This window comes from Candidatus Protochlamydia sp. W-9 (assembly GCF_001950615.1).
GTDB classification, from domain to species: Bacteria; Chlamydiota; Chlamydiia; order Chlamydiales; family Parachlamydiaceae; genus Protochlamydia; species Protochlamydia amoebophila.
In genome coordinates this window covers 1-22,649 of sequence record NZ_BCPZ01000236.1, presented here as the reverse complement: position 1 = coordinate 22,649, position 22,649 = coordinate 1, and the positions used below count along the sequence as shown (strand labels likewise).

General features: G+C 34.7%; 25 protein-coding genes and 1 pseudogene. 8 read left to right on the top strand and 18 right to left on the bottom strand.

Annotated elements, in window-relative coordinates:
• A pseudogene (locus tag BU804_RS12125) lies at window positions 1-115 on the top strand (IS982 family transposase); the annotation flags it as partial.
• Window positions 116-385: 270 nt separating this feature from the next.
• On the opposite strand, the gene atpC reads toward BU804_RS12125, so the two are convergent.
• From atpC to BU804_RS07520, 17 genes are all read right to left on the bottom strand, one after another.
• Window positions 386-829 (bottom strand): ATP synthase F1 subunit epsilon, encoded by a 444-nt coding sequence (gene atpC, locus BU804_RS07600; protein WP_075883602.1) that lies wholly within the window; start codon window positions 827-829, stop codon window positions 386-388.
• 17 nt (window positions 830-846) lie between these two features.
• Window positions 847-2,241 carry a F0F1 ATP synthase subunit beta gene (gene atpD / locus BU804_RS07595; protein ID WP_075883601.1) on the bottom strand — a complete coding sequence of 465 codons (1,395 nt, stop codon included), beginning with the start codon at window positions 2,239-2,241 and terminating at the stop codon, window positions 847-849.
• 110 nt (window positions 2,242-2,351) lie between these two features.
• Window positions 2,352-3,209, bottom strand: a complete 858-nt coding sequence (atpG, locus tag BU804_RS07590) for an ATP synthase F1 subunit gamma (protein WP_075883600.1) — start codon at window positions 3,207-3,209, stop codon at window positions 2,352-2,354.
• Window positions 3,210-3,226: 17 nt separating this feature from the next.
• Entirely contained in the window at window positions 3,227-4,753 is a 1,527-nt protein-coding gene (gene atpA / locus BU804_RS07585; protein WP_075883599.1) for a F0F1 ATP synthase subunit alpha, read from the bottom strand.
• Window positions 4,754-4,761: 8 nt separating this feature from the next.
• Window positions 4,762-5,307 carry an ATP synthase F1 subunit delta gene (gene atpH, locus BU804_RS07580; RefSeq protein ID WP_075883598.1) on the bottom strand — a complete coding sequence of 182 codons (546 nt, stop codon included), beginning with the start codon at window positions 5,305-5,307 and terminating at the stop codon, window positions 4,762-4,764.
• Entirely contained in the window at window positions 5,304-5,786 is a 483-nt protein-coding gene (gene atpF / locus BU804_RS07575) for a F0F1 ATP synthase subunit B (protein ID WP_075883597.1), read from the bottom strand. The genes atpH and atpF overlap by 4 nt, the downstream gene beginning before the upstream one ends.
• A gap of 7 nt (window positions 5,787-5,793) precedes the next feature.
• Entirely contained in the window at window positions 5,794-6,027 is a 234-nt protein-coding gene (gene atpE, locus BU804_RS07570; protein ID WP_039358578.1) for an ATP synthase F0 subunit C, read from the bottom strand.
• 155 nt (window positions 6,028-6,182) lie between these two features.
• Window positions 6,183-6,998 (bottom strand): F0F1 ATP synthase subunit A, encoded by an 816-nt coding sequence (atpB, locus tag BU804_RS07565; protein ID WP_075883596.1) that lies wholly within the window; start codon window positions 6,996-6,998, stop codon window positions 6,183-6,185.
• Window positions 6,995-7,351 (bottom strand): hypothetical protein, encoded by a 357-nt coding sequence (locus BU804_RS07560; protein ID WP_143298956.1) that lies wholly within the window; start codon window positions 7,349-7,351, stop codon window positions 6,995-6,997. The genes atpB and BU804_RS07560 overlap by 4 nt, the downstream gene beginning before the upstream one ends.
• Window positions 7,352-7,373: 22 nt before the next feature.
• Complete coding sequence (locus BU804_RS07555; RefSeq protein ID WP_075883594.1) at window positions 7,374-7,550, bottom strand: AtpZ/AtpI family protein; 177 nt, start codon at window positions 7,548-7,550, stop codon at window positions 7,374-7,376.
• A gap of 105 nt (window positions 7,551-7,655) precedes the next feature.
• The gene (locus BU804_RS07550; protein ID WP_011176222.1) at window positions 7,656-8,078 is read right to left on the bottom strand and encodes an ATP synthase subunit C; all 423 of its coding nucleotides are present in this window, start codon (window positions 8,076-8,078) and stop codon (window positions 7,656-7,658) included.
• Window positions 8,079-8,095: 17 nt separating this feature from the next.
• Window positions 8,096-10,012, bottom strand: a complete 1,917-nt coding sequence (locus tag BU804_RS07545) for a V-type ATP synthase subunit I (protein WP_075883593.1) — start codon at window positions 10,010-10,012, stop codon at window positions 8,096-8,098.
• Window positions 10,005-10,652, bottom strand: coding sequence for a V-type ATP synthase subunit D (locus BU804_RS07540; RefSeq protein ID WP_011176224.1), 648 nt, complete (start codon window positions 10,650-10,652; stop codon window positions 10,005-10,007). The genes BU804_RS07545 and BU804_RS07540 overlap by 8 nt, the downstream gene beginning before the upstream one ends.
• Window positions 10,653-10,666: 14 nt before the next feature.
• Window positions 10,667-11,983 carry a V-type ATP synthase subunit B gene (locus BU804_RS07535; RefSeq protein WP_075883592.1) on the bottom strand — a complete coding sequence of 439 codons (1,317 nt, stop codon included), beginning with the start codon at window positions 11,981-11,983 and terminating at the stop codon, window positions 10,667-10,669.
• Window positions 11,984-12,000: 17 nt separating this feature from the next.
• Window positions 12,001-13,782 carry a V-type ATP synthase subunit A gene (locus BU804_RS07530; protein WP_075883591.1) on the bottom strand — a complete coding sequence of 594 codons (1,782 nt, stop codon included), beginning with the start codon at window positions 13,780-13,782 and terminating at the stop codon, window positions 12,001-12,003.
• 1 nt (window position 13,783) lies between these two features.
• A complete protein-coding gene (locus tag BU804_RS07525) occupies window positions 13,784-14,563 on the bottom strand; it encodes a DUF2764 family protein (protein ID WP_075883590.1) in 780 nt (259 codons plus the stop codon).
• A 13-nt stretch (window positions 14,564-14,576) separates the two neighbouring features.
• Window positions 14,577-15,203 carry a V-type ATP synthase subunit E gene (locus BU804_RS07520; protein WP_075883589.1) on the bottom strand — a complete coding sequence of 209 codons (627 nt, stop codon included), beginning with the start codon at window positions 15,201-15,203 and terminating at the stop codon, window positions 14,577-14,579.
• Between the two features lie 616 nt (window positions 15,204-15,819).
• On the opposite strand from BU804_RS07520, the gene BU804_RS14165 reads away from it, so the two are divergent.
• The 5 genes from BU804_RS14165 (at window position 15,820) to BU804_RS07490 (ending at window position 18,773) form a co-directional block, all read left to right on the top strand.
• On the top strand, window positions 15,820-16,635 hold the full coding sequence (locus BU804_RS14165; RefSeq protein ID WP_193427238.1) for a hypothetical protein: 816 nt from the start codon (window positions 15,820-15,822) through the stop codon (window positions 16,633-16,635).
• Between the two features lie 41 nt (window positions 16,636-16,676).
• Window positions 16,677-16,955 (top strand): hypothetical protein, encoded by a 279-nt coding sequence (locus BU804_RS07505; RefSeq protein ID WP_075883586.1) that lies wholly within the window; start codon window positions 16,677-16,679, stop codon window positions 16,953-16,955.
• Complete coding sequence (locus BU804_RS07500; RefSeq protein WP_075883585.1) at window positions 16,952-17,461, top strand: hypothetical protein; 510 nt, start codon at window positions 16,952-16,954, stop codon at window positions 17,459-17,461. Before BU804_RS07505 ends, BU804_RS07500 begins: the two co-directional genes overlap by 4 nt.
• Window positions 17,462-17,998: 537 nt before the next feature.
• Entirely contained in the window at window positions 17,999-18,328 is a 330-nt protein-coding gene (locus BU804_RS07495) for a hypothetical protein (protein WP_143298955.1), read from the top strand.
• A 199-nt stretch (window positions 18,329-18,527) separates the two neighbouring features.
• Window positions 18,528-18,773, top strand: a complete 246-nt coding sequence (locus tag BU804_RS07490; RefSeq protein WP_158025041.1) for a hypothetical protein — start codon at window positions 18,528-18,530, stop codon at window positions 18,771-18,773.
• 42 nt (window positions 18,774-18,815) lie between these two features.
• On the opposite strand, the gene BU804_RS07485 is transcribed toward BU804_RS07490, so the two are convergent.
• A complete protein-coding gene (locus BU804_RS07485) occupies window positions 18,816-20,693 on the bottom strand; it encodes a hypothetical protein (RefSeq protein ID WP_075883583.1) in 1,878 nt (625 codons plus the stop codon).
• 257 nt (window positions 20,694-20,950) lie between these two features.
• Between BU804_RS07485 and BU804_RS07480 the strand changes: the two genes are divergently transcribed.
• Window positions 20,951-21,343 carry a hypothetical protein gene (locus BU804_RS07480; RefSeq protein WP_075883582.1) on the top strand — a complete coding sequence of 131 codons (393 nt, stop codon included), beginning with the start codon at window positions 20,951-20,953 and terminating at the stop codon, window positions 21,341-21,343.
• 20 nt (window positions 21,344-21,363) lie between these two features.
• A complete protein-coding gene (gene tal, locus BU804_RS07475; protein ID WP_075883581.1) occupies window positions 21,364-22,332 on the top strand; it encodes a transaldolase in 969 nt (322 codons plus the stop codon).
• Window positions 22,333-22,649: the final 317 nt, after the last annotated feature.

The following is a 22,649-nucleotide window of genomic DNA, read 5'->3' as shown; positions in this document are numbered from 1 at the left end:
TGCCGGAAATTTTTTAATTAATCTATTAGCTGGGATTATTGCTTATACTCACCAACCTAAAAAGCCATCGATAAACTTAGCAGAGCAGCATCGCTTATTGTTAATGGCTGCCTAAAAACCCAAAATTCAGGTTATTAAGAAAAAAGAAAAGGGTAACTGATGGAAACAAAATTCGTTGGGAGGATTTTTTAAAGATATTCCTTCGCTAGCACGTGCGCAAAACATGATTACAAACTTAAGAAAGCCGATTTTGAATAGAAAAATCAGGGATGACTTTTTCTGATATGAAAATGTTTTTACTAAAGATTTATTAAATATAATTGCAAAAAGTTTGAATTACAAAATTGGCTTTAAATTTCTTACTAGTACTTGTTTGCAAAGAAAATTAAATTAATAATGCTTTGAGAGGTATGTAACTAACTTGTGGATGAATTTCTAAAAACAATTTAATACGATTTTTTGCTCTATTCAAGGAACGCTTTGCACGTTCTTTATCCACGTGATTATCAGCCCTTTCCAAACGCATTTTAGCACGTTCATAAGACTGCTTCGCTCTTTCGACATCAATTTCTTGAACGGATTCAATTGCATCAGCAATAATTGTTGCACTGTTATGAGAAACCTCAATAAATCCAGTTGTTATGCCGAAATAAAGCTTTTGATGATCTTTACTGATAATTGTCAATTTCCCTGGCTGCAACAAGGCGATTACATTAGCATGATGTGCTAGCACTTCAAAGTATCCATCAGCGCCTGGTACATTCACAGAATAAACGTCTTCATTAAAGACATTTTTTTCAGAAGTTAAAATGGATAATGGATAAAGCATCTGTAATCACCCTAACGTTATTTCATTTGCTCAGCTTTTTCGAAAACTTCTTCAATTGTTCCCACCATATAAAAAGCTTGCTCAGGAATATTATCCATTTCCCCTTCTACTATCATTTTGAATCCTTTGATAGTATCAGGCAATTTAACAAAACGTCCTTTTTTTCCTGTAAACGTTTCGGCAACAAAAAATGGTTGCGATAAAAATTTTTGAATGCGACGAGCCCGAGAAACTGTTAACTGGTCTTCTTCAGATAATTCATCAATTCCCAAAATTGCAATGATGTCTTGCAAATCTTTATAACGCTGCAAAACTTTTTGCACCTGTCTAGCGACCTGATAATGCTCTTCACCTAAAACGTGGGGGTCTAAAATTCGCGAACTTGAATTTAAAGGATCTACAGCTGGATAAATACCCAGTTCCGCAATTTGACGCGAGAGAGTTGTTGCAGCATCTAAATGGGGAAAAATACTAGCTGGTGCTGGATCTGTATAATCATCTGCTGGAACATAAATCGCTTGGACTGAAGTAATAGAACCATGCTTTGTCGAAGTGATTCGTTCTTGTAAACTTCCAATTTCACTTGCTAAAGTTGGCTGATAACCGACAGCGGACGGCATTCTACCTAGCAACGCAGAAACTTCTGACCCTGCTTGAACAAAACGGAAAATATTATCAATGAATAAAAGGACATTTTGATGCTCTTGGTCTCTAAAATGCTCTGCCATCGTTAATCCTGTTAAACCTACTCGCATTCTTGCCCCAGGAGGTTCGTTCATCTGGCCAAATACGAGACTAGTCTTAGAGAGAATACCGGACTCTTTCATTTCTAACCATAAATCATTTCCTTCTCTTGTTCTTTCCCCGATTCCGCAAAAAACAGAATAGCCTCCATGATGGGTGGCAATGTTATGAATTAATTCCATTACAATGACTGATTTACCAACTCCTGCCCCTCCAAACAATCCAACTTTCCCTCCTTTTGTATAGGGACAAAGAAGGTCAATAACCTTAATTCCTGTTTCAAAAATGACTCCCTGCGTATCTTGCTCTTCGAAAGTGGGGGAAGCTTTGTGAATAGGAGAAATTTCAGCGTTTTCGATAGCTCCCATTTCGTCGATCGGTTGACCTAGGACATTAAGGAGCCGACCAAGTGTTGGACTTCCCACAGGAATAGAAATAGGAGCTTCAGTATCAAAGGCTTGGGCTTCTCTCACCAAACCATCTGTAGATGATAGGGCAATACAACGAACTTGGTTATCTCCTAAGTGCATCGCAACTTCCGCAATCAGTTCTCGTTGATCTTTGGGATCAATGATTTTAATCGCATTTAAAATGTTTGGAAGCTGCCCAGGAGGAAACTCGATATCTAATGTGGGACCTACAATCTGTTTGACTTTTCCTACCGCCATCATTTGCCTTTTATTTTTATTTGAGCCTTTTCTATTGAGTTTCTTCAATGATTCGAAAAATTCACAAAGGAAAGCGCTATATTGTCTCGTTTACTATTCTTTTACTATTCTTACTTTAATCCTTCTGCTCCAGAAGTAATTTCTAACATCTCTTTAGTGATGCCTGCTTGTCGTACTTTATTACGAACCAAAGTTAATTTTTCAATCATATCATCCGCATTTGATGTGGCTGCCTTCATCGCAAAGATGCGTGCAGCTAATTCTGAAGCATAAGATTCATTTAAAATTGACTGGAATTTAGTCATACAATAATTAAATAAGATTGCTCCATAAATCTGCTTAGGATTTGGCTCAAAAATATAATCTACGGGGGATTTTTCAGATTTAGGAGAGATTTGCTGAATATTTAAAAATTTCTCAACCATAACTTTACGAGTCATCATTGTCACATAATGCGTATAAACAAGCCAAATTTCATCCAATTCTCCAATTAAAAACCAGCTCAACAATTGATTTGCAAAAGTTTTTATTTGATGTGATGTTAGTTTTTCTCCCCATTCACCAAATTCGAATCGAATGTTCCAAGGTCGTTTTTTATAATAGGCGGTTGCTTTTTTGCCGACTAAAATTAGCTCAACTTGCTCTTGAGCATATGTTTTCAGAAATTTATTAGCGGCTGAGAAAATATCTTTATTATAAGGCCCCGATAATCCCATATCAGCTGCTACAATTACAACACCAACTTTCTTAACTTCACGCTGCTCTAACAGAGGGTGTTTAATATCTTGTGTTATTTGACTCAAACGATCTAAAATTTCAGAAAGTTTAACGACGTACGGCTTAGCTTGTTTAACTTTTATTTGAACTTGGTGCAAACGAGAAGCTGCCACCATTTCCATTGCTTTAGTCAGCTGCTGAATGTTTTGAATGGACTGTAAACGCTTACGAATTTCTCTTAAACTAGCCATCTTTTATTATTCCCCATCTATATTTGATAGCGTAACTTAAAATCAGATTTAAATTTCGTCACAGCTTCGTTTAATTGCTCCATCGTTTTTTGATCTAAATCAAGGCTTTGTTCAATCGAATTAGAAATATGAGGATGATTTTCATCCATGAATAGATAAAATTCATTTTCAAAATTTTTGATAAAAGAGAGAGGAAGATCATCCAAGAATCCCTTCGTTCCTGTAAAAATAATCATCACTTGCTTGGATAATGAAATAGGTTTGAATTTGTCTTGCTTTAAAACTTCTATCATTCTTTCACCACGGACAAGCTGAGCTTGCGTTGTTTTGTCCATTTCAGAACCAAATTGAGCAAACGCAGCTAACTCACGATATTGAGCTAAATCTAAACGTAGACTTGCTGCAACTTTTTTCATGGCTTTCGATTGAGCCTTTCCACCAACTCTAGAAGCTGAAATTCCCACATTAATAGCTGGACGCACACCTGCGTAAAAAAGATCAGACTCTAAATAAATTTGGCCGTCTGTAATAGAAATAACGTTTGTAGGGATATAGGTCGTCACGTCATTCGCTTGAGTTTCAATGACAGGTACCGCTGTCAAAGATCCCCCACCTAATTCAGCGCTTAATTTAGCGGATCTTTCAAGTAAACGAGAATGTAAATAAAAAATATCTCCCGGATAGGCTTCACGGCCAGGAGGTCTTCTTAAAAGAAGAGCTATTTCTCGATAAGCTTGTGCATGTTTAGAAAGGTCATCATAAAAGCAGATCACATGCTTACCATTGTACATGAAATGCTCACCTAATGCCGTTGCTGAATAGGGAGCGACGTACTGTAACGCTGCGGGATCAGAAGCTGTGGCAGCTACAATTATCGTATATTTCATTGCATCATGTTCTTCTAGGATTTTGACAACTTGAGCAATTGTAGAAGATTTTTGCCCAATCGCTACATAAATACAACAAACTCCCGTATTTTTTTGATTAATGATTGTATCAAGAATAACAGTCGTTTTTCCTGTTTGTCTATCTCCAATGATTAATTCTCTTTGGCCGCGTCCAATAGGGATCATAGAATCAATGGCCTTAATTCCTGTTTGAACGGGTTCATTCACAGGTTTTCTTTGCACAACTCCTGGCGCTGAACTTTCGATTGCTCTAAATTCTTTTGTTTCAATTGCTCCTTTCCCGTCAATTGGTTGTCCCAAAGCATTAATGACACGCCCTAGCATTTCCTCACCGACTGGAACTGAAGCTATTTTTCCTGTTCTTTTGACGATGTCTTGTTCACGAATATTTCGATCGGAACCTAAAATGATGACTCCCACATTATCGATTTCAAGGTTCAAAACAATTCCTAATGTTCCATCAGGAAATTCAACAAGTTCTGACATCATCACATCATCAAGACCCCAGACGCGCGCAATTCCATCTCCTACATACAAAACACGCCCAGCAGATTCAAATTTTAAGGAGAGATCTTCATGATATTTTTCAATTTCTTGTTGAATGACCCAAGATACTTCTTCAGGATTTAAACGCATTCTCTCTCCTAGACCTTAGCCGTTAATAAGCTAACTTTTAGTTTTGCAAGTCTTTTCTTCACACTGTTATCAAAAATTTGATGATCCATGATCAGAATCATCCCTCCAACTATATCTGGATTGACAACATTTTGAATTTTAACTTCTTTCTGATAAGTTTTTTGTAGTTTTATTCGAACTTTTTCTTGAAGTGTGTCACTCACGGAAACAGCAGTTAACAAGCGAACTTCTAAAATTCCCAACCGTTTTTTAGCTAAGCGATGATATTCTTTTCTGATATCCACAATGTATTTAAAGCGATTTTTTTCAATTAACACGAACAGAAAATTTAAAATAGTTTCATCTAAACGATCTTTAAACAAGCGTTGAAGGAGGCTCTTTTTTGTTAAAGTACTGAGGTGAGGATCAAATAATAATTCTTTTAGCTTAGGAATGGTTTCCAATATCCCCACAAACTCTTCTAAAGCCATCAAATGGCTTTTGATTTGTTCTGGATTTGTTGCAATATCTACTAAAGCTTTTGAATATCTTAAAGAAACAACTTTAGCTATCATCGGATTTCAACTTGCTCTATAGCTTCTTCAACTAATTTTTGATGTTTACTTATATCTACTTTTTCATGGATAAGCTTTTGTGTAATAGCGAAGGAGATATTAATGACATCTTTTTTCAATTGCTCTTTAGCTTGAGCTAACTCTAGCTTCATTTCCTCCTGAGCATTATTCAAAAGAGAAGTTACTTTTTGGCGAGTTTCTTGCTCAATATCATGAGCAATATCTCTTCCTTTAACAACGGCTTCTTGAATTCTGCGACGAGCTTCAGCATCAATATCATGTAACTTAGCTTTATACTCTTCAGAAAGCTTTGTCACTTCTTGTTTTTGATTTTCGATTTTATCAAATTCTGATTTAATCAGTTGCTTTCGCTCTTCTATTAAATTAAGAAGACGTTTCCAAACGAACTTTTTTAAAAAACCTAGCATAATTAAAAAAGCGATAATTTGAGTTAAGATTTGCTCAATTTCAAAATTCATAATTAAATTATGCCATTTTTTCTAAAACAACGAAGAACACAATTAAAGCATAAATTGTTAGGGCTTCAATCAAAGCAGCGCCAATAATCATTGTCGTCAAAATTTTACCAGATGCTTCAGGTTGACGACCTATAGCTTCCATTGCACTACTCACAGCACGACCAAGACCAAGACCTGATCCTAATGCTGCAAGACCGACTGCAAATGGAGCAGAGAGAGCTAATGCTGTTCCAATACTCATTGTTTTCCTCTTTCTTATTTTAATGTAAATGCTTTTCAGAGCTGGATTTCGTGCTAAATGCATGAGTTTAGCAACGATTAAATATATGCAAAAAAAGAAGGGTATTTACTTTTTTGCTATCACGAACTTTAACTATTCAATTAATAGCAAAAAAATCAGTTTTTTTCACCTTCTTTGTGCATAGATAATAAAATATAGACCGTACTTAATAAAGTAAAGACTAAAGCTTGCATAAAGCTTGTAAGTAAGCCCAGAAACATAAAAGGAAGTTGCAAAGGAATGCCTACAAATGTCTCAACAGAAGAAATCATGACAACTCCCATTAAAACAAATGTTCCTATTAAAATATCTTCTCCAAGCACGTTTCCAAATAAACGTAGAGCAAGAGTAAGGGGGCGAGAAAGCTGTGAAATGATTTCCAAAGAAAACATCAAAGGAGCAAGGAGCCACTCTAGCATACTTTTGGGCGAGCCAGCCAAATGATATAAAAAACCAAAAATTCCCATATTTCGTATATTCAAGAATTGAACTAAACAGAATACACAAATCGCCAAAGCTGCGGTAATATTCAAACTAGACGAAGGCGCTTTCATTAAAGGAACCATTCCAAATATATTCATAGTAAAAATGTAGATAAATAGCGTTCCTAAAAACGGAATGTAGGCTTTTCCTTCAGGACCTAATACTTCTAATATTAAATGACTAAATTTCTCCACTGCGATTTCTAATAGATTCTGAAATTTCGATGGGATAATTTCTTTTTTTCGCGCACCTAAATAGGCCACTAAAGAAATGAGACTGGCAACGAGAATGGCAAAAATGATATTTTCCCAACGATGTAAAAATTGCGCCCAAGTTGTATGTTGAAAACGATGATAGAGCACGGAAATAAAATTAGGTAATTCTGGTATTCGATTTTCAATCGGTTCGTGAGCATTAGCAAGCCAGAATAAATATTGCCCCATAATCATGCTGACGATCCTATTTTTTCTTTTACTTTTTCAAAAATTATTTTAGCAATTCCCAATATAAAAATTGCAATAAAGAGAAGCGAAAACCCACTCATCAAACTAATGGCAGAAAAAAATTGAGTTTTTATTAACCAATATCCTGTTAAATAAATTAATGGAAATTTAATTCCCATCCAAGTGTAAAATTTTAATACATTTAGTGAGGTTAATTTTAAATATTCTTCTAATAACATTTTAAGAAAGTAGATATTCAGACAAGCCCAACATGCTCCACTTAAAATACCGAGACTAGTGCTTAAATCTATGTAACAGTAAACAGAAAGACTAGCTAAAATCGCTAAAAATAACGTCATCTTAATGAGTCGAAAAATAAAATTAATCTCCATTACCAAACCGTTTAATCATTCGATATAATTCTCTGAAACCAGCTACAAAACCTAAGAATAGTCCGATATAGGTTAAATAAGGAGTTGTTTCCAATTTTTTATCCAACCACCCCCCAATTAACCATCCAATGATAGGAGAAATAGCCAAAACGAAAGGGATTGTCATATAGACTCCGATTTGTGTCCACTTTGGCTTAGTTTCATTCGAATCATTTTCTGAAATTTTTTTGTCTATCAGAAATACACTCCCCAGAAAGTTTTTTTAGGTGAATTATATAATCAAAAGTGCAAAAACAAATGCAAATAATGCAAACGATTCAATAATTCCAATTGCAGCAAAACATTTACCATACACGGAAGGCTGTTTAAGAGAGGCTTGAATCCCTGTCGCGCATACCTTGCCTTGATAAATAGAGGAAAGTCCAATTGCTAATCCAGAAAAAATCCCAATTGCAATAGCAGAAAAAGGAGATAGCGTTCCTGCTTGAATTGCACGGCTCATTTGTAACATAAGCAAAAATCCATAAATAACTTGAGAAGAAGGGGCTGCAGCCATCCCAATAAACTTACCATGCCCTTCTTCAGTTCGACTCATGGCTGCATGAGAAGCTGATCCTGCAATCCAACATCCAATACTGCATCCCATACTACTCAATCCTAGTGCCATTGCAGGGCCAACCATATTAATATCCATTGAAAACTCCTATTGATTTACTCGATTTTTAATAATTTAAGTGGTTGAAATTTTTTTCCTCCCCCCTCAAAAGAGTAGTGATACCACTCTAAAAAGTTAAGTCGCAATCCATGAATTACTCCTCCCATTGTTCCCAAAATCAAATTCACAAAATGGGCAATCATAACCAAAAAGAAAGAAGCTAATAAGGGTAATCCACTGGCAATTTCATTGACTGTCGCACCCACAACAGCTCCGGCCAGAGCCAAAGCATAAAGACGTAAATAAGATAAGACATCGGCAAAAACTTGAATTAAAACTGTGATTTCAAAAATTCCCGTCCACCCATTTTTCCAAATAGAGGTTATCCACGCAAAAGCAATACCCCCTATCATAAATTGTAAGCCTATTTTTCCCCCTTCATTCAAATCCACATTTCCAATAAAATTAAGAAAACTTGGAGTTTGAAGGTGAGAAGGGAAATAAAGGTAAGCCCCAATCAGAAATGCGGCCCACCCTAAATTTGGAATGTTGCGCAATCCATAGCGCAACAACGATAGCAAAAGATGAACGACACCAATAAATAAAGCCAATTCAAACATAATTGTATCACTGATCATACTTAAAATAACTGGGCCTTTACTTGGCTCCCAATCTGGGATAAACGAAACAAACTCATGAGCATCAGCATGATTTGCTAATGTAGGATATGCTTGAAGCCATTTTTGGTAAGTACTATCCTGATGAGCAATGTGATAAGCAATTTTTTTCTTTGATAACCATTGTACGAGAGAAATTTTACGTATGGGATTATTGATATCGATTTGCATCCCAAAAAACGAGGTCATTAAAGTCCCCCATACAATACATCCTACACATAAAATAGTAAAAAGATTCAGTAAACGTTTACTTAAACCTTTCAAATCAGGATATTTGTAACGAAGAAAAAGTGCTAAAGCTAAATAAATAAATCCGTAACCTGCATCACCGATAATAAAAGCAAAAAAGAGCGTAAAACACCAAAGAACCCAATTTGAAGGATCATGATCTGAAGGTGACGGTGTATCATAAATATTAACTAAATCTTCTCCCAATCTACTAAAACCACTATTTTCTAAATAAGTAGGAATAACATCTGAGGCTTCAATTGCCACTTCATCAATATAGACATTTAAAGCTTTCGTGACTTTTTCTATTTGATCAACTTTGTTCGCCGGCACCCATCCTTCAACAGCGAATAGTAAACCATCCATCGTTTGTTGAACATAGGTCTGTGCGTGATTAAGATGATGACTATTAAGTTTATCTACTAGGGCATGATGCAAAAATTCATTGTATTTTGCTAACTCTTTAAGTTGATGATCAATTCGTCTTCTTTCTGAATTTGCTTCAATTAATTGTTGATTTAAGTTTTGCAAAGATCGATCGATCTTAATTTCAATGAGTTTATCATAAGAAACTGATTGTTCGTTAATAGCAAAGTAATAATCCAAACCTTGGTTTGAAGAGATATAAATCAATTCATCAGGCGGATCTTGTTCTTTAAACGCACTAGAGCGTGCAACAAAAAATTGAATTTTTCGTTTCCCTTCATTTTCAATGAAATAAATATCTTCTAAAGAAAAATTCCCAAAAATTTCAATCCGTGACATTTCTAATCTTAATACACGTATTTCTTCTTGTTTTTTCTCACTTTTTTTACATAACGAAAGAATATTTTCTACTATCGTGTTTGAGTTTAAGGATTGATAATTTTCCTCTTGTTCAACGAAAGGTAAGCCACGCAAAATTTTTATTGCAGTAGTCAATTTTTCTACAGCTTCAGGGATATCTCGGTTTGAAGTTTGGCAAGGATCAATAAAGTGAATAAACCCAAGTTTTTGAGCTTGTTGAAAAAAAGATTTTTTTTCATCTGCTAATCCAAGAAATAAGAATTTTTTAACATCTTTACGCATGTTTGAATTCCTTTTTGGAAAGAGTCAAAAGAAAAGCTTTCTTATTCGCTTCAATTTTTGTTTTAGCAACTTTTGCTCGAGAAACAGCAGCTAATTGCTGATCCCCTAAGAATACTTTAATTATACGAATATTCTCAATAGCTCGAGGAATCAAAATTTTCTCAAATAAATTCACTCTAATCGAGACTTCACGGAGTTCGCGCTCTAAAGCTTGTTTTTGCTCTGTCGTAATCTTAATTTGCTCTCGTAATTCAACTAAAGAACGTAGGCCTAAAACGGCTGCATCAATCCACGGAGATGTTTCAAATAAGCTATATGTGAAAGCTTCAAATTCGATTCCCTCAAAATAAGGAATTTCTACCCCTGCAATATTTTCATACCTTTTAAAAACTGTTTTCAATTGTATAGCTTGCATCGGATCAATTGTCGTTTTGATCGCTAAAAGCGAACTGAACATGTTAACTGCGTCTTGTTTTTTCCCCATTAAGTCTTCGAGGCGATGAATTTCAATGCGTGTTTCCTGAATAACCGACTGAAGCATAGCTTTTTTAAGCTGTAAAGTTGGCAAATACTTTTCTAATTGTACAAGTTGCATTTGTTGGTCACGCAACTCATTTTTTGTTAATTTGACATCAGCCACAAATCACCCCTCAATCACTTACTTATTTGAGTAATTTCTGGCCAATATTTAGAAATAACACTTTCCTTAATACCAACTTCGCTTGCTTGAAAGCATTCTGCTAACGTTTCCCACCCAAGGTCTAAAGCTTTTTCTAAAGTATAATTTACTTCTAAATTCATCATCCTTTCTTCAAATAAATGAGAATAAGTAAGAAGCTTTTCATCCCACTTAGAAAGTTTAAAACCCATAGCTTGCCGCTCTCTTGCTTTTTTGGATTCAGCATACAAACGAATCATCGCATTGGCTAAATCACCATGATCATCTCGAGTGACTTTCCCAATTACAAGTTGTTTTAGACGAGATAAAGATCCAAAAGGATCTATTTTACCATGGTGTAAATAAAACTGTCCTTCAGTGATGTAACCCGTATTATCAGGAACTGGATGAGTCACATCATCTCCAGGCATTGTAGTTACCCCAATAACTGTAATTGAACCGCTATCTTCGATAGAGACTGCTTTTTCATATCGAGATGCCAAATCAGAATATAAAGAACCTGGATAACCTCGATTAGAAGGGACTTGGTCCATCGTAATTGCTATTTCTTTAATTGCATCTGCAAAAGCAGTCATATCTGTTAATAACACTAAAACATTTTTACCATCTGTTGCAAAACGTTCAGCGCATGCAAGAGCCATATCTGGTACAAGTAAGCATTCAACAGCTGGGTCAGTTGCTCGATGAATAAACATCACAGTTTTATTAATTGTTCCGGCTGTTTCAGCATTTTCAATAAAAGCTTGATATTCTTTAAAGGTTAATCCCATCCCACCAATTATGACGACATCTGCATCAGTTTGATTCGCAATACGCATAAGAAGGGCATTATATGGCTCTCCAGGAACTGAAAAAATGGGAATTTTTTGAGATTTGACTAGGCAATTGAAAACATCAATCATAGGAATATTTGTTCGGACCATATCTCTTGGAACAATTCTCTTAACAGGATTGAAAGAAGTTGATCCAATATCAATTGACTCTCCTATAACTTGAGGTCCCCCGTCAATAGGTAATCCAGTTCCACTTAAACGCCTTCCAAGTAAAGTGTCTCCATAAACTGCTTGCATTTGTCGATTTAAAAAAGTGACTTGATCACTAGTTGAAATCCCACGTGTCGTCTGAAACACTTGTAAGGTTACTTGATCTCCGTCGATACGGAGTACGGAAGCATAAATATTTCTTCCATCTTTTAAATCTATACGTGCTAGCTCACCGAGACTAACTCCTTCAGCTGTTATCGTAATAAGGTTCCCACGCATATTATTGATTCGATCATAAACAATTTTCATATGATGGTATCCTTTAATTATTTCCGAGATTGTTGTTCGATAATGCTTTTAATTTCTGCAAATACCTTTCGGTATTGTTCAGTATCAAAAGAAATAAAATTCATGTTTTTAATACGATTTTGTAAATCTAAGAAAAATTCACGAGCTTGATCATGTGTATGAAAATCGAAAGTTGTGTCAAAAATTTGATTAATTAATTGAAACAAAGCTATTTGCCTTTTTAACGGGCAATAAGCATCTTCTTTGTCAAAAGCATTTTGCTGTAAATAACTAAAATCATAAAGCTCAGCTTTGAGATAAGTAAGCATATCTTTCATCGATATTCCCTCTTCTCCCACCACTTCCATTCGCTTTCCAATTTCATTTCCATTAAATAAAATATGCCGAGCTCGCTTAACCATTTGATCCCATCCATCAACTTGATGGCTAAGTTCATTTCCAACTGTGTCAACATACTTAGACCAAGATAATAATGGATCTATTGCAGGGTACCGTCTTGAATCAGAACGAGCTCTTGATAGCCCAAGAAAAGCACCTACCACCGATAAAGTTGCTTGCGTCACAGGTTCCTCGAAGTTTCCTCCTGCAGGTGAAACTGCTCCTCCAATCGTAATAGAGCCTGGTTTACCATGACGAAGAGAGACCACACCAGAACGCTCATAAAACTCTGCTATTCGGGAAGATAAATAAGCGGGAAAAGCTTCCTCTCCTGGAATTTCTTCTAATCGTCCGGACATTTCACGCAAAGCCTGAGCCCATCTGGAAGTTGAATCAGCTAAAACTAGAACATCCAACCCCATCTGTCTATAATACTCAGCTATGGTAATACCCATATAAATAGATGACTCTCGAGCGGCAACAGGCATAGAGGAAGTGTTGCAAATAATCACTGTTCTCTTCATTAGTGCTTCGTCAGTATGGGGATCAATCAAATGCGGAAACTCTCTTAATACTTCAACAACTTCTCCTGCACGTTCTCCACAAGCTACAAATAAAACAATGTCCACTGCCGCATATTTAGAAAGATGATGCTGCAAAACAGTCTTACCAGCTCCAAATGGCCCAGGAGTACAAAAGGTACCCCCTTTCATTAAAGGAAATTGTGTATCTATAATCCTTTCGCCGGTATCCATCATCTTAGTCGGCTTAATTTTTTCTCCATGGATAAGGGCATTTTTGACAGGCCATTTTTGAACCATGGTAAAAGAATGTTCTTGGCCGGATTCATCTATAGCTTTGGCAACAACTGTATCAACAGTGTAAGAACCTGAATTTATTACCCATGTTAAGCGATATTTTCCATATAATGAGAATGGAATCATAATAAAGTGATGAAAACGACCCTCTTTTGTTGAACCAATCCGATCTCCTCTGAAAAGAACATCCCCAACCTTAGCAGAAGATTCAAAATCCCATTTCCTTTGACGATCCAGCGCAGGTAAATAAATTCCTTTTGGTAAAAAGAGGCCAGCTTGATCAGCAACATCCACTAAAGGATTTTGCAGACCATCAAAAATCGAACTTAAGAGACCCGGGCCTAATTCAGCTTCTAACAAATCTCCTGTAAAACTAACTAAGCTATCTAAACGAACTCCTTTTGTATCTTCAAATACTTGAATTTTAGCTTGATTACCAAGAATTTCAATTACTTCCGATTTTAGTTGAAGGTTGTCCACATGAACCATAGCCACTTCACCTTGTCGAATATTTCCTTCAAATGTAACTTGCAGTAAGTTTCCAAAAGCTTTAACAACTTTTCCTTGGGCTTTTTTTTCTTTTCTAGTCTCTAAAGTTTTCATGCTATGTTTCCCTCACAATCCTATCGATGATTTCTTTTCCCTTCTGTTTGTCTAATTCAAACCATTTTTCAAGGATGACAAGCTGTATGGTATAAGCTAAAATTCGATCGATCGAAAATTTGTCATTTTCTTCTACCGTTTTCTCAATATATTCAATACGGTATTGATCCAAAGCTTTCTCTAAATCAAATGGATGATCAGCAAAATTCTCAAAAATTTCTTTCAAATTTAGAAATTTTTCTGGCAATTCAAAACTTCTCGCATCTTTTTGAGCAAGTAATTGAGCAATCAAGTTCTCTTCGGGGTCTTCATATTGCAGTTCGATACTCAAATCTCTTCCTAACTTTTTAGCACGATATCCTGTCCACACCAATCTCAATTCTCTTTCAAAACTGAAATAGTTTTTTAAAAAAAGATTTTTTTCTGATCCAGCTTCTTGAAAAAATTTTGCTAATAAAAATGAAAAATGATGAATTCGTTCTTTTTTACTCTCATATTTAAGCATAAAATCATAAACATAAGAGGGCAATCCAACTTGAGTTGCTAAAGCTTCACTAATTTCCAATGAGTTTAATTCTCCTCGTGGATCTAAAGGTTCGCCTAACCAATAAGAGCGTAAATTTAGAATATCGTAATAATGTCTAATGAGTTGAATTTTTTGATAATCTTTTGTAGAAAGATTATCCTTTAGCAATCTCTCAAGTTCTTCAAATGTTATCTCAGGGGGGGCATCGAACGAGAGTGGCGAAAGTGAAACTCCAACGTAATAATAATTAGCCATGAATAAAACCACCTCACTGGCTAAAAATTAACTGTCGAAAATCTTTTCTCACGTAATTGGCAAGAAGTTCTTTAATTGTTTGATCGCTTAAATCCACGGTCATTTTTTTACCATGCAATTTTATTTGAGCTCCTCCAGCAAATTGACCAATCTCTAAGGGTTTTCTTTTTAATTTTTTTCGCACACCATCTAAAAGCAGTGCACTCACATCATCTGCGGAAACAGCACGAGGAATAACAACGGTTAAGTCCGTGTTTAATCCGTCTCTATCGATGGCTTTTACTATACCATTGATTAGCTCCGCTATTAATTTAGGATCCGAAAGCTGTTTTTCTAGAACACTTTGCAATTCTTCATTAAATAAATGATATTCGATTTCTTGTTTGAGAGATTCAATAGTTTGTTTTGAAGCCTGTTGCAAAGAAGAATGAAAAACATTTCGCTCTTGTTCGATCTGCCCTTTAGCTTGTTTAATATACTGCTCAGCATGCTGCTCAGCGTTAGCGATAATTTCTTTGGCTCGCAAATGAGCAGCTTCAATAATTTTTCGAGCCTCTTCCTGCGCAGGTTCAATTGTTTGGTGTCTTATTTTATCACAAATTCGTTGAATTTTTTCTTGTCCTTGCTCAAGTGATTTCATTTGCCAACCAGAAAATTAATAATTTAGATTTTAATATTTATGCACCAAACCTGTAGATAAGCACGTAAACATAAACGGATCAATAAACAAACTTTGCTTATTGCTTAAAAAAGAAGCTCAAAAAAAGAATTTTTTTTTAAAAGATTCGTCAATTTGTGCAAATTTTTCGCCGGTTTGGTTTCAACTAACTAAAATAAACAGAGTTGCTATCCCTGGTTACTCTAGCGGATTAGAGATGTAATTTTCAAGCGTTTTATCCAATAATTATTCAAAAGTTCGTTTTTGTCTATTTTAAGAAATAGCTTATGAAAACAAATGCATAAGGGAAAATTAAAAATAGAGATTAGATTAAGATGCATTACTATTGGAGAAATAAAAAAACAAAGGTTGGCTGCCTATTCTACCCAACAAGACAAAACTAAATTTATAATCATGTTTAGTTTAAATTTACTTATCTGATTGGTTTTCTAAACCACTACTTAAAAATTTCTTCACATGTAAAACCTGAGTCATTATATTGATTTACTCTGACAAAGTTGATTTCAAGTTGGTTCAAATTAAATTGACTGCATAAACATTTGTTAGTTGCTTTCTATTTTTCAAGTTATGGGGGATCATGAAAAAATTAGCATTTTTTGTTTTATGTCTAAGCTGTTTGTTAGCAAAAGTATCTATTTTATCTGCAACACCTTCTAATCTTTCTTCTTCGACAGAATCAATGGACAATGGAATTGTTCTTTTTACACCCCCTTCTGGTTGGAGAATGGCTGACCCCAAAATACTCCCAGAAAGAGTCAAATTAATGGTCGTAGGGCAAGGTCCTTCTGCATTCCCCCCTTCCATGAATTTGAGTTTAGAACCTTATTCAGGATCGCTTAAGCAATATCTTAAAAGTGTAAAAAACACTAATATGGCTCAAGGGTATCAATGGAAAGATTTAGGAACAATTCGTACAGAAGCAGGTAATGCCAGCTTATCTCAGGTTGATACTAAATCTGAATGGGGTAGTGTAAGACTTATGCATGTGATCCTTTTAAAAAATGGAGTCATTTACATTTTAACAGCCTCAGCATTGCAAGATGAGTTTTCTCAATTTTACAAAGATTTTTTCAACTCTATGCGTTCTTTGCGAGTTGCGAAAGAAGCATTTGAAATGATCGTTAATACACAGCAAAGAACTCAACTCAAAAATGCAGCACAAAAAGTCAAAAATCAGTGGGAAAAAGAACTCTCACAAAATATTAAAGATAATTCAAATGACACTTTAGAAAATATAAAAGAACAAACTTTTACAAGTAAAAATTTCCAAGCTAGTGTTTGGATACCTTTTAAGCACATGATTAACCAAAAATATAATGAGATGGGTGCTGAATGGCAATCACTTCTTTTGAAACAAGTCGAAGATGACCTTTTTGAAACATCCGTCAACTAAATTAAAACGATAACATTTAAATAATGATATCAGGAGGAAAAATGAATTTTTTAAATAAGTGGATCGTAATCATTACAGCCATTGCCATGACAGGTTTATCTAACCAACAATTAGAAGCTGTTACCTACGTTACAGATACTGGTGGATATGCGTATGATGAGTCAAGAACAGCTACTAATTTAGCTCCTGCAATTGCTCTTGGAACAGTAGCCATCGTTGGTATTATTGCTATTGCTGTGCAAAACTCTCATCATTCATCTTCATCCCATTCATCTTCTAGTAGCCATACAAATACAGGGTATTACAGCCATTCCCAATGATAAATTATTTTCATCTAGCGCAAAAAATCATGTTCTTTTGCGCTATTTTTAACCTCAGCTCTTGCTCACAAGCTTCTCGACAATGGCAATACCACCCAGTCTTGACTGACTCTCCTCGTTTTAATTTTGGAAGGTTATTTTTACCCGCAAACTCAGATCCTGCACGGCTCACAATGGAAATCGTGAAAGGAAGGTCGGGAATTCGACTCTATTTAAATATCCTTTTTTTACAGGCTCCACCTTGTAAAGAAGACCCCACCCTTACAAAAGTTGACCTTTTTTTTGAAGATAAAATCATTTCCCTTTATCCTCAAATTCTTCAAGGGGGGCAAAAGTTACTTTTTTCCTCTAATGACACAAATTACATCATTCAGACTTTATTAGATAATTTACCTTTTACAATTAAATTTGGAAGGCATGAACTTTATATTCCCTTAGAAAATTTTTCTAAAAGTTATAATAAATTGATGTCTCTTACTGTTGAAACCTATCCTCCTACTTACTAGAAAAGATAATTTCTCGGAAAATTTAGAGCTTTTAAAGCCTACCTAATTAATCATCCTTTATTTTATGCTGAAGAATCGTTAAATAAAAAGATTGCTAAAATTTATTTTTTAATAGATAAAAGATCCGTAAAAACCTGAACAAAAAAAAGACAAATTTACCAGTAGATCTTCTTTTTAACCGCTTTTAGCAATACAATTAAAAAAAGATCTAAATGTTGGATGGTAAAAGTTTTTTAGTTGAAATTATTATAAATTTGAGTTTTAGATTTACTTTCTTGAAACCCAACGTCTCGGTAATTTATAAAAATTTGTTCAAAAAAATATTAATTTCTATTTTCAAGGACTAATTTTTCATATATCAATGCGAATGATTCAAGAAGAATGATCTAGTTTATAAGCAGATTTCTGCCTTGATCATTTAATGACCCATTAACTCTAACCATTCAAGTTTTTATGATTTTGCCTATTTGTTTTGACTGGTAGGATATATCTCAAAGAAAAATGAAAAAAATGCCTTGTCATTTAAAGGAATGGATTATGCAAGTAGCTCGAAAATTTGTCGCGTTAACTCTCTTTTTTGTCTTAGTGACACATTCCATATATGGACAGTCTCGTTATAACCAAGAATATGAATATGATGATTGCTGTGATTCAGCTTATGCACAAAGTAGCCGTACGGCTCATTGGTCTGCTTATGTACCCATCGTAGCACTTATTGCAGCCGGCATTATTTGGTCTATTGCTGATAAAGATCATAAAAGTTATAGCAGCCATGCCAGTTCAAGTAGCCAAGATGGTTTAGGACCACTAGACAGCAGTAGTTATAACTATTCTAGTTATTCGCTTGGAAGTGGCTATAGCCATTAGAATAATGGAAATTGTTGTTTTTGCCAAAAAAATAACAATTGATAAAAAAATTATTGCGATAATTTTATCTTTAGGTCATAACAGTGAAATGTAAAGCTTTAGAGACACCTCATTCGTTGTGAATGTACCAATTTTACACTGATGTTTTCAGTCTCGGACGTGACACGTATCAAAAAGGAATAAAAACATGAAAAAATTATTGATGTTGACAACTGCAATGGCTATGCTAGTAGGTCAAGTGCAGGGTCAAGAATACTATGATGAAACTCAAGCATATGATGACAGCAATAGAGCATCTACAATGTCTGCTCTTCTTCCTATCGGTGCTTTAGTTGTTGCTGCAATCATCATTGCTACAACGGATCGCCACCACCATCATCACCGTGACAGCTCATGCAGCTCAAGCTCACACGCTCACGCTCATTTTAGCTCATCGTCTCTATAATGCTAAATATTCAATAGAGGGAAAGTGCCCCTCTATTGAATATTATCTCTTTCCTTCCCAGCTCAACTTTAGTTCAAACAATAAATTTTCAATCGATTCAAAATATTGTTCTATAAAAAGAAATTTATTGCGATATTGGCCATCTATATCTTTAAATTGTATATTAAATAGAAACTGCCCAAATAGATATCGATATTCTAAAATCTGCTGTTTTAAGCGATCAATAGTTTCATCCAGGAATGGATCTAGCGATTTTTCTTTCTCTGTTCGTTGAACAATCGCTAAAAAGTCTTGCAAATAAGTTTTTATATCATTGTTATTTAACTCCACCTCATAGGTATGAGCATAAAATTCTCCTTTTTTCATCCAACCTTCAACTCGATCTAACAATAATTGAAATCGCTCTACTCGAAAGGCGTGGGCTGGATCATGAATAAACTCGCCTAACCCTTTATGCTGCCAATAAATTTCATGAAAAGCTGGAAAGCCATGTAAGACGTGATATTTCCAATCTTCACGCATCGCTTTAGCAAGGATGTCATCAAAATAACTAATGATTTCAAGACGATCGCTTCCAATTTCATCACAAAGTTGCAATTGACCAATTAATTGCAAAGCTCGATTTTGCATCATAGAGCGAGAAATTAAAGGCTGCTCCATTTCATGTAAAAGCTTTTCAATTACCTCATATGCTTTATTTTCCAATTGTTGTAGAGTCAGCTTATCGCGCTCAAATGCTTTAAAAAACTTTTCATATCCTTTATTTAGCTCATCTAAAAAATACATTAAATGCATAAGCTTTTTAGCTCTTATAGGCTCAGGACTAACGATCCATTCAGAAAACCCCCATCGAGAACCCACATATGGATCAGAATCCGTTTTAAGAAGAAAAGTTCGGTAATGTCCTATTGTTTCTAATAGTTGTTGAAGTTCATATTGATAGTGATAAACAGAATTTTTCAATTCCTCCGATTTCTCCTTAACAGAATCCTCACCTTTATCTAATTTTTTCCAAGCTAAACTACTATCAAAAAAAGCTTTTTTAAGGATTTTGTGATATTTTTTTAAAACATCTTCTATAGTGTCGAAATTGGCAATGTTTTTTAAAGATCGAATTGTTTCCTGGCTAAGTAAATCTTTTGGTTTGGAATTTTGCTCTAGTGTTTTTAACAATCGAAATATATCCACATACAAATTCTGCTCCGCAATACCCAATTGAGCAAATGCTTGAAATGTTTTCATTTTTTCTAAGTCAAATTCAATCTTGACACTAATTTGCATGTAGTTTTGATAGCATGTTTCAAAAGCTTGATACTCTTTTTTTAAAAAAACTTCACTTTGATTTAAATTTTTAGCGATCTGGGGATCAACAAAAGTTTGCCAACTTAACATCCAATGATTGAATAAAGTTAACTTTGCATTACAATATTGAAAATATCCTTTTAGAGGCTTTTCTAAGCGGCGAACTGCCCAAACGAGATCTTCGATATAATGAATAAGGATATTTTTGATCGCATAAACAGCTTTAAAAATTGAACGATGCCATCGATCTACCCTGACTTGTTTGATTTGTTGAAAGAGTTCAACAACGCATCCTTCTAAAACCTCTGTAAATTCCCATAAAGCATGATTAATGTGTTGACGAAATTTGCGAACTTGATCTTGATAAACTCCTTGAGTGTCGGTTTTAACAAACGTTCTCACTTTTTTCGTAATTCCTTCTACCGCATCTGAAAGTTTAAGAATTCCTCCTTCTTGAGATAAAATAGGACTAAAAGTCTCAAGGTTAGTGGACGGAATAGCATTAAGAATTTGATAAGCTAGCCTTGTTTCCCTTTGATGTAAATACAGTTCTAATTGGTCAACTATCTTTTGATCTAAATCATTTAAACTATAAAAATCAAGAGAACGCCAAGCCATAAATTCTCCTAATGCTCGATTTTGAATTTTTCAACCCTTACATAAGCAAATTCCGCGAAGTATTCCCAAGAAATGCCCATTTATCTTTATTTTACCAAATTAGGTGATTTTCTAAAAAAAACTTGACTCAAACTTGAATTATTACATAAATAGTTCATTATTAAAAATTTAAAAAAATTAGTTAAAAAATGGAAAGCTATTGCTTAGACCATTTAAACCTGATAAGATAAATAAAAATCAGTAAGGTCTTAATTTTTATGCAAAAAGGACATCTTCTTCAATTTTGTTGCCAGACATGTCAACATATCATTCAATTTTCGGTATTTGAACTAGAAAAAGCAGAACAAGGGAGAATCCCTTGTCATGCATGTGGAATAATTTATGACTTCAGTGATGAATCTTTGTTAAGGCAACTACGTAAGTTTGAAAAGCTTTGTCGCCAAATACATCTTTCTGAAGAAATTTTATCTAACACTTCAGTCGGTATTTACCTCAATGATCGAGAAATCAAAATTCCTTATAAATTACTCCTAACTCGCTTGAATTCTACTTTGGATTTAACCGTGGGGGATCGCCCTTTAACGATTACATTTCGAATCGAACCAACTTTAGAAATGCCCTCTTTAGACACTTTTTCAAAAACACATTAAAGCTCAGGAAGGAGATCTTCATGGAAAAAAATAAATTAGATCAACTTAAAAGCATGACAACTATCGTCATCGATACAGGTGACATTGAAGCTATCAAGGAATACAGCCCAACTGACGCTACAACAAACCCATCACTGATCTTATCTGCTGTAGAAAAACCTGCCTATAAACCTTTGATGGAAGAAGCTTACCATTACAGCCAAAAAGCTAAATCTTCCGGGGAGCAAATTTCTTTATTCCTAGATAAATTATTTGTTAATGTCGGTTGTGAAATTTTAAAACTCATTCCAGGTCGTGTTTCAACAGAAATAGATGCTCGTCTTTCTTTTGATGTAGAAGGAAGTATTCAAAAAGCACAATCTCTTATCGCCCTTTATAAAGAAATGGGCATAGAAAAAGAACGGATTCTTATTAAGCTGGCTTCCACATGGGAAGGTGGTCTTGCGGCTAAACAATTAGAAAAAATGGGTATCCACTGCAACATGACACTTCTTTTTAGTATGCCACAAGCAATCCACTGTGCAGAAGCACAAGCCACTTTAATCTCCCCTTTTGTTGGACGCATTCTTGACTGGTATAAAAAACACGACAATGTTCCAGGTTATGCTCCTGCAGAAGATCCTGGTGTTAAATCTGTAACAACTATTTATCACTATTTCAAAAAATTTGGCTATAAAACGCAAATTATGGGAGCTAGCTTTCGTAATAAAGAAGAAATCTTAGAACTCGCTGGCTGTGATTTATTAACCATCTCACCTCACTTTTTACAAGAACTTCATGATGCAAGCGGAAATGTCGAACAAAAACTCGATGCAGCTAAATCTAAACAATTGAATATTGAGCCTATCAAAATGAACGAAAAAGCATTTCGGCTCGCCCTTAATGATGATGCTATGACGACTGAAAAACTTTCTGAAGGAATTCGTAATTTTGCTAAAGATGCGCAGAAGTTAGAAAAAATGCTTCGAACTACATACAAAATTGTTTAAAGAACTTTTATGTCATCGTTAAGTATGTTTTTACAAAATTTTACTTGACGATGCTTCTTATCTTACTTCATTCAATAAAAAAAACTTTATTGCGAATAACCTTCAAGACAACTACAAATAGGCTCTATTGTTTTCTCTTTTCATATAAAAAGAGAAATCTGCATAAAAATTTATCTTACTAACCTGAATTTTGAATTTATCTCTTTGATAATAAATAAGAAGAATAAAATTTAAATGACAAAAGACCTCTGTATCATTTAAAACATTTGTTTCCCCAAACTAATGTTTAATATGCATGAGAGGTCAAAATGGATTTA